Annotated in this window: 3 protein-coding genes and 2 pseudogenes; 1 reads left to right on the forward strand and 4 read right to left on the reverse strand. The window is 63.8% G+C overall.

Annotated features, from left to right (window positions below; all coding sequences use genetic code 11):
* Positions 1-7: 7 nt before the first annotated feature.
* Positions 8-2386: a bifunctional diguanylate cyclase/phosphodiesterase gene (locus tag GSQ79_RS07990; protein WP_246725177.1), complete on the reverse strand. Its 2379-nt coding sequence runs from the start codon at positions 2384-2386 to the stop codon at positions 8-10.
* Between the two features lie 549 nt (positions 2387-2935).
* On the opposite strand from GSQ79_RS07990, the pseudogene GSQ79_RS29380 reads away from it, so the two are divergent.
* Positions 2936-3286: pseudogene (locus tag GSQ79_RS29380) on the forward strand (recombinase family protein); the annotation flags it as partial.
* Between the two features lie 100 nt (positions 3287-3386).
* On the opposite strand, the gene GSQ79_RS08000 reads toward GSQ79_RS29380, so the two are convergent.
* The 3 genes and pseudogenes from GSQ79_RS08000 to GSQ79_RS29385 all read right to left on the reverse strand — a co-directional run.
* A complete protein-coding gene (locus GSQ79_RS08000) occupies positions 3387-5096 on the reverse strand; it encodes a P-loop NTPase fold protein (RefSeq protein ID WP_158808189.1) in 1710 nt (569 codons plus the stop codon).
* A gap of 123 nt (positions 5097-5219) precedes the next feature.
* Complete coding sequence (locus GSQ79_RS08005; RefSeq protein ID WP_158808190.1) at positions 5220-6644, reverse strand: hypothetical protein; 1425 nt, start codon at positions 6642-6644, stop codon at positions 5220-5222.
* A gap of 262 nt (positions 6645-6906) precedes the next feature.
* A pseudogene (locus GSQ79_RS29385) lies at positions 6907-7081 on the reverse strand (HNH endonuclease); the annotation flags it as partial.

Below are 7081 nucleotides of genomic sequence, written 5' to 3' on the forward strand. Positions count from 1 at the left end.
TGCGGCCTCAGCGGCCGAGCGTGACCCGCGTCTGCGCCATTTTGAAGAAGAAGGCTTGCGGGTCGCCGGCGAAGTCGGCCGCCTGCAGCCCGTGATCGATCTCCGTAGCGGGCATCGGTCGGCTGAAACGATAGCCTTGCAGCTCCTCGCAACCGATCCGCCGCAAGGCCTCGGTCTGGCCGCGCGTCTCGACGCCTTCCGCGGTGATCATCATGCCGAGGCCGCGCGCGATATCGATAATCGCTTTGATGATCACCTGGCTGTCGTGCTGGGTTTCGAACTGTTGCACGAAGGATCGGTCGATCTTGATCCTGTCGAAGGGAAAGCGGCGGAGATACCCCAGCGACGAGTAGCCGGTGCCGAAATCGTCGAGCGCGATGCGGACCCCCATCGCCCGGATCTGGCGCAGGATATGGAGAGCGCCCTCGGCATCTTCGAGAAGCGAGGTTTCGGTAACCTCGACCTCAAGCCGTGCTGGCGACAGGCTCGATTGCGTCAGCGCGCGGAGGATCGTCTGCGGGAGCGTGTGATTGCGGAACTGAATCGCCGAGATGTTGACGGAGACGCGCTGGGTCTCGGGCCAGGTGGCGGCTTCGCGGCATGCCGCCTCGATGGCCCAGGCGCCGACCAGGCCGATCAGTCCGCTTTCCTCGGCAAGCGGGATGAAGTCGGCCGGCATCACCATTCCGCGTCGCGGATGGTGCCAGCGAATCAAGGCCTCATAGCCCGTGACGTGCCCCGTGGCGCTGCTGATGAAGGGCTGGTAGTGCAGCACGAGTTCGTCGCGCGTCAGCGCCGTGCGCAGATCCTGGATCAGCAGCTGGCGGTCCCGAGCGCGCTGGCCCATCTCGGGCTCGAAAAAGCGGAAGCTGCCGCGGCCTGCCGCCTTGGCTCGATACAGGGCGGCATCCGCGTTCTTGAGAAGGTCGTCGGTGGTGCGGCCATCGGCCGGCGCGAAGGCGACCCCCAGGCTGACGCCGACGGTCATCGTTTCGCCCAGGATGTCGAACGGCAGGCCGAGTTCATGGATCAGCCGACGGCACAGGGCTTCGACCCCGCCCCCAAGCGCGATATCCTCGACCAGGATGATGAATTCGTCACCGCCGAACCGGGCGATCGTATCGCCGGACCGGGCCATCGCCCGTAACCGACGTGCGATCTCGACGAGGAACGCGTCGCCGCCGGGATGGCCGAGCCGGTCGTTGACGACCTTAAAACCATCGAGATCCAGGCTGAGGATCGCCTGGTCTTTACCACCCGGTGCCCGCAGAACGCGGTCGAGGCTGCTGCAGAAGAAGGATCGGTTGGGGAGATCGGTCAGCGAATCGTGATGCGCCAGATGCGCGATGCGCGCCTCCGCAAGCTTGGTCGCGGTGACGTCCGTCGCAACGCCGCGATAGCCCCCGAAGGCGCCCGCTTCGTCGACGATGGGCCGCCCCGAGAGCGACCACCATCGGGGTCCATCCCCCGTCGCAAACGGCACGATATGGTCGCGAAAGGACCGGCGGTTGGTGACGCATACGTCGAGGCCTGCGAGCGCTTCGGCGTTGCCGTCGATCGCCGGATTGGCGAGAAGCATCCCAAAGCCAGACCCGGCTACGGCATCGAACGGCTGGCCCAGAGCCTGGAGAAAGCGCTGCGAGGGCCTGTTCATGCACAGCGCCGCATCGGTCTCCCAGAGCCAGTCGCTGGTCTGCTCCTCGTAATCCTTCAACAGCAGCCCGATCAGATCGCCCTGGTGCTTGAGGTCGAACTGCTGGTGCTGGTTGGCCGAGAACAAGGACGATTGCTGCAGCGCGCTACGGATCGATGTGGCAGCGCCGACGAGAAAAAGCAGGACCAGAAACAAGTGCTCGACATCCCAGCTCACCAAGAGGAAGCCAAGGCAAATCAAGGCCCCAGTAATAGCGATATAGGCGATGGCCGCCGGCGCCACCGTCGCGAGCACGAGACTGCCGGCCCACATCGTCCCGGTCAATTGGCAGACGAGAACCGTGTAGGTCAGTCCTGACGTCTGCGTCAGCAGCCAGACGGGAACGATCGTGTAACAGACAGCCGAGATGACGGCCTGGACGAACATGCGGATCGTCGCGCGACGGGGCGCCGACCTCCGCGTCGGACGCGTGTTGGCGAGGACGGACTGGACCAGGCGCGATAGGGACAGCAGGATGACGAAGCCGAACCACCAGAGAAGCCAGGCACCGTGGTCCCGATAGAGCAGCATCGCGAGACCGGCCGTACAGATGATGTTGGCGACCATCATCGCCGGCATCAGCCGATCGACTGTATCCAGTTGCCGGGCACGAATGCGGTCGACGATATGTGCAGCGGATCCGTCACGGGGCGCGACGCGCACCGCGTCTGGCTTCCAGTTGAAATAACCCAAGATAGTCCTGATCCGATCTCCCGAAACGTCGGTGATCCAACTATTCCTTAGATATCTTAAGACTTTCGCGTTTGATCGGCTTAAATCACGCGAAATTCAGTATTCGATTTTGAAAATATCATATCAATTGTTAAATTATAGAGCGGCAGCTTGGGAATGCGGTGTTGGCCATGCGGCGATAGGAACCGGTCTTTGCCGGTGAAGGGCCACCACGATGCGGCGTCCGTGCGCTTGGTCATATCGAAGTGGTGCGGGCGGTCGGAATCGGCGACAACCCTTTATACCGGTTGGACTTTTCCCTTCCCACCCAGTTTTGCGCCCAGAATTATTACCAGTTTTGTCACCGGCTCTTGGCGTTTCTTCCGGGTCTCGCGCTCGACGCTCGGCCGCTTTTCTAGACATGACACAAGCGAGTCCATGTCTGCAAAATCGATAGCCGCGCCTCTGCGCGTTCCGACCACAGACCGGTTGCTCGCTTGCTCCATAACTGTACGCCCCCCTTTCCGGAGGTGTCATCGCGAAGCGGACACTTGGGCCGTCACGAACGGGAGGCTCGTCGGGCACGCCCGAGTCTCGGCCGAGGATCAGGCGACGGCCTCCCAACGCGCCGACCCGTCTCGGCCGGCTATGAGACGATCTACGACTGGAAGAGTTCGGGCGCGTCCGGAACTGGCGCGGCTCGTCAAGAACCTGCGAGGCGGCGACGTCCCCGTCGTCGTTCGCATCGACCGGTTGGCAAGGTCGGTGAGCCATCTGCTCGCGGTCATTGAAGGGCTGCTGGGCCGGAGGAGTCCGTCCCGATCGCTGCGCGACCCGATCGACACCTCGGCGCCACAGGGCATGTTCCTGTTGCAGGTGCGAGGCGCGGTGGCTGAACTCCTCGATCGCGCCGTCCGTGCGGGGCTCGGCCCGACGGGGAGCGTCGGGACGGCGATGCTGGCGCAGGATAGCTGCAGGTGTCTGCGCTTCGGGCTTTTCACGATGCGCGGCACCGGTTCACCTAATCCACGTCCGCACCGCTTGCGTCGGATCCGGGCGCTTGTTCGGGGACGGCGACATTGTACATCTTCAACCTATGGGCGTTGAGGGGGCTTTCGGCCCCGATGCGGATCAACGCGTCCTCCGCCCTGCGCGCGATCTCCCTCTGGCGTGGCGTGGCGTTGCCCACCTTCCTGAATTCCAGGCAGCCGAAGATGAGCACGGACCGGTCCGGCCCCTTCCCGTCCTTGAAAAGCGACACGAACTCCGCGGTCGAGTAGCGCGCCAGGCACTCCTCGTCCTTCTGAGACCAGCTTCCCTTGTAGATCCGCGTTGCGGCCTCGATCGGCGTCGGCAAGCGCGGCTTGCGGTCTTTCAGCTTCTCGTCGAACGCCCTTCGCACGTCGGGGTCCCGGATTTCGGATCCGAAGACGTCGCCCTCCATATCGAAGATGTCCTCGTCGCCGCGAGCCGCCATGAAGCGCCGGAGCAGCGTCTCGGCCAGGTCGGCGTAGCCGATGTCCTTCAGGACCCCGACCGCCGACCCGAGGTTCATGGGCGTAAGATACGCGACGTTGTCCGTACAGCCTGTGAAGATCGAGGCGGCCACCTCGTCCACGTCGTCGTCGAAGGACGCGTGGAAGGGCTTCCAGGCCTGTTCGAACGCGAGGCGGGCACGCGCGTATTCCACGTCGCGCAGATACTTGTCGGCACCGGCTTTGATCTTCCCTTCGTTGAAGTAGCCGTTCTTGACGTCCTCTATCATGACGAGGTCGAATTCGTCGCAGGAGGTGAAGCCGTAGTCGGTGAGCAGCAGGTTCCACCCATCCTCTTCCGGGCTGCTCTTCGTCCTGTCAGCCGGGACGAAGAGCCCGCCCCTCTTCTCGAGCAGATACGTCAAGCTTGGCGAGCCTTCGCCTTGCGGCGACACCATCGACCACACGATCACGACGAGCGAACGCGTGACGTCCTTCACGACGGTCGGATCGATGTCGCCGATGACCCTTCCGATATCGCGCGCGTAGCGATCGATCTTCGCCATCACCCGGATGTTGACGATGCCCAGTCGCTCGCACGCCGTGCGTAGCTCTCGGCTAAGCTCGTCTTGACCGGGGAAGGCGATGGCCGCCGACTCCGCAGCGCTTGGGCTGAACTGGAACGACCGGTCGATGACCTTCTCGGAGTAACGCAGGAACTCCGCCTTCTCCTCCGCGCCCAGGCTGTTGTCGTTGAGGATGAGGACGACCTTGCAGTTCCGGGCGTCGCGAAGCTGAGCGATCGTCCCCATGACCTCGTTGATGGTGACGTCTCTGCCTCGTCGCTCGAAGTCGTCGATGCAGACGATCGTATCCGTAACGAAATTCGCGAGGAGCGCCCGCGCGACACCCCCGAGGCTCGCCACGTGCGGCACGCTCGCGTGATCGGCCGCGAATGCGCTGAACGCCTTCAACTTCTGCCTTATCTCCGAGAACTTGAAGCCGCCGAGCCTCTTCGGAAGCGTCCGACCCTTGCCGAGCGCGTCGAGGTTTTGCGTGTTGGCGTAGATGGACTGGATGATGTCGGACGCGTCCTTCAATCCGAACAGCGAGACGTAGGCGTAGCTCTTTATCGCGACCCCGTCGCTGGCCAATGCGGCGCGAACGGCCTCCTCCCAGGCGTAGGTCTTCCCGGTACCCCAACGGCCTTCAATGCACAGGACCTCCGGCGTTGGGTCGGCCAGGAAGCTCTTCATGGCGGCTTTGACGAGCGCTACTGACACAGACGGCCGCGCCCCGTTTCTCGAGTATTGGAGCAGACGGACCGTCTCCGCTCCTGATCGGAACGGCGCTGCGCCCGACAGCCCGCCGCGCCCGCCTCAGCGCGCCGGTACGGCATCGGCCAGATTGCGGATGGGGAAGTCCAGACCATGGTAGTCCACGTAGCGGTCGCTGCATCCGGTTATAGCGGCAAGAAGCCGATGCACCATCAGTCGCAGCACCTTGCCGTGCAGGATGACCTCGATCCGTCTCGGGGACCCGGCGCCGTGCGCGGCACGGTTCCGCGCCTGCCATGCCTTCCTCTCCACGTCCCCGAGATCGAGGCCCAACGCGTCGAAGACACGCGCCAGCGTCAATCCTGCCGGAGCCGCGTTGAGCGACGAGATCTTGCCTTCCAAGATGGGACGGATCGCGGAAGACGGTGCGGCTGTATCGAGCCAGGTCGTCAAGATCGACCTCAACTGCTCCCAGACGCTTGGCTCGAGGAGCGATCGGGCTTCGGCCGTCATCAGGCCTGACAGCCTCTGGAGCTGTTCGATGAGCCCTCCGAAGTGAACGGCAGCCGAGTGGTTCGGCGCGCAGACGGCGTACCAGTACGACCAGGAGAGTTCCTCGAAATCAAGCCGCTCGGACGCCTGGAAGAGCCGGCTCACGATCCGCTCGACAGCGGCTTGGTCCATGAAGTTGCGGGAAGCGGCTTCGGTTATGGGATAGGGCGGCAGGTCGAAGAGCCTCAATGCGGCGCCGTCGAAAGTCACGGCGTCGAGGGAAGACATCGAGGTCTCTCGCCACTCCGCGCAATAGGTGGTCGTGCCCAGATGCACGATCGGTTTTCCCAAAGTGAAGGAGAGGCAGAGCCGGATCCTGTCGCGGGTCGGTTCGTCACACGGGTTCTGGTAGACGATCTGCGCCTCTCCCGCCTGCCGCCGCGTCCGGTCGAGCGGTCGCATCACGTACAGGTGGACGCCTTCGATGTTCAGGCGAAGGGCGCGACTGCCGCCTCGCGCCTCCGAGGCACCCGTCATCCGAAGCAGGCCGTCTCCTTCGCCCACCCGCAGTTCGAAGTCCTCCTTTGCCGTAGTGTTGACCTTGTCCGGCCAAGTCGGACCGTGGTCGACGTTGGTCACCCACTCGATGGCGTATTTCACGGCCCTCGGACTGTTCAGATCGATATCGACCCTGTGCGCCGTGAATGTATCGACGGTCTCGAAGCCCGCGCTGGAGTGGCGGGATGAGGAATGATGCCATACCACGCCTCGCGCGACCGCCGTCCAACCCGCCGGATGCCCGAACTCGATCGTGTCGGTCGCGGCCCTTAAGGTTCCGGCCCTCGTATCGCGGTCCGGGGACGACGCCGAGGCATCCGAGGTCAATTCGAAGACCAGGTCGAGATCGCTGTTACGCGTCAGTGCGACGCGGTGGACCGGCAGCGTTAAGCGCATTCCGCCCGTCACGTGCATGTGACCGCTGGCGAACGCCTCGATCGCGCCCTCCCGGAAGTGGTCCTGCACGCTCGCGGACACCAACGATCGACACTCCCCGGTCGCCACGGAGGGGCGAGATGCTGCATCTTAATGGCCGCGGACGGATCGATCCACCACGATAAGGGCATTTCGGCATCCTTGCGTCGTCGTGCCGGACCGGTATGGCGCCATGGTCGTAACATGGGGCCCCATGTTCGCCGAGTACGTCCGTCAAGCGATACTTGAACCGTCGGAAGCAACGGGCTGGGATCGGCGCCTTTGAATTACCGTTCGTCCACGGAGCGACTGCGCTTGGCCTCGGGACGTCACCGAGCGCTTTCCGGGATCGTAAGGTGAAGGAGCGCTGGCGGCGATGATCGACGCGGTCGTGCATCAGATGACAGCGCTGGCAAAGCGCCGCGAGGTTGCGCGGATGATTGTTGGTCGGGTCGTGATCGAGATGCGCCGTCGCCAGGAAAACCCGTGTCGCGCGGACG

It is taken from the genome of Beijerinckia sp. L45, from assembly GCF_009765775.1.
In the GTDB taxonomy this organism is placed as follows: Bacteria; Pseudomonadota; Alphaproteobacteria; order Rhizobiales; family Beijerinckiaceae; genus RH-AL1.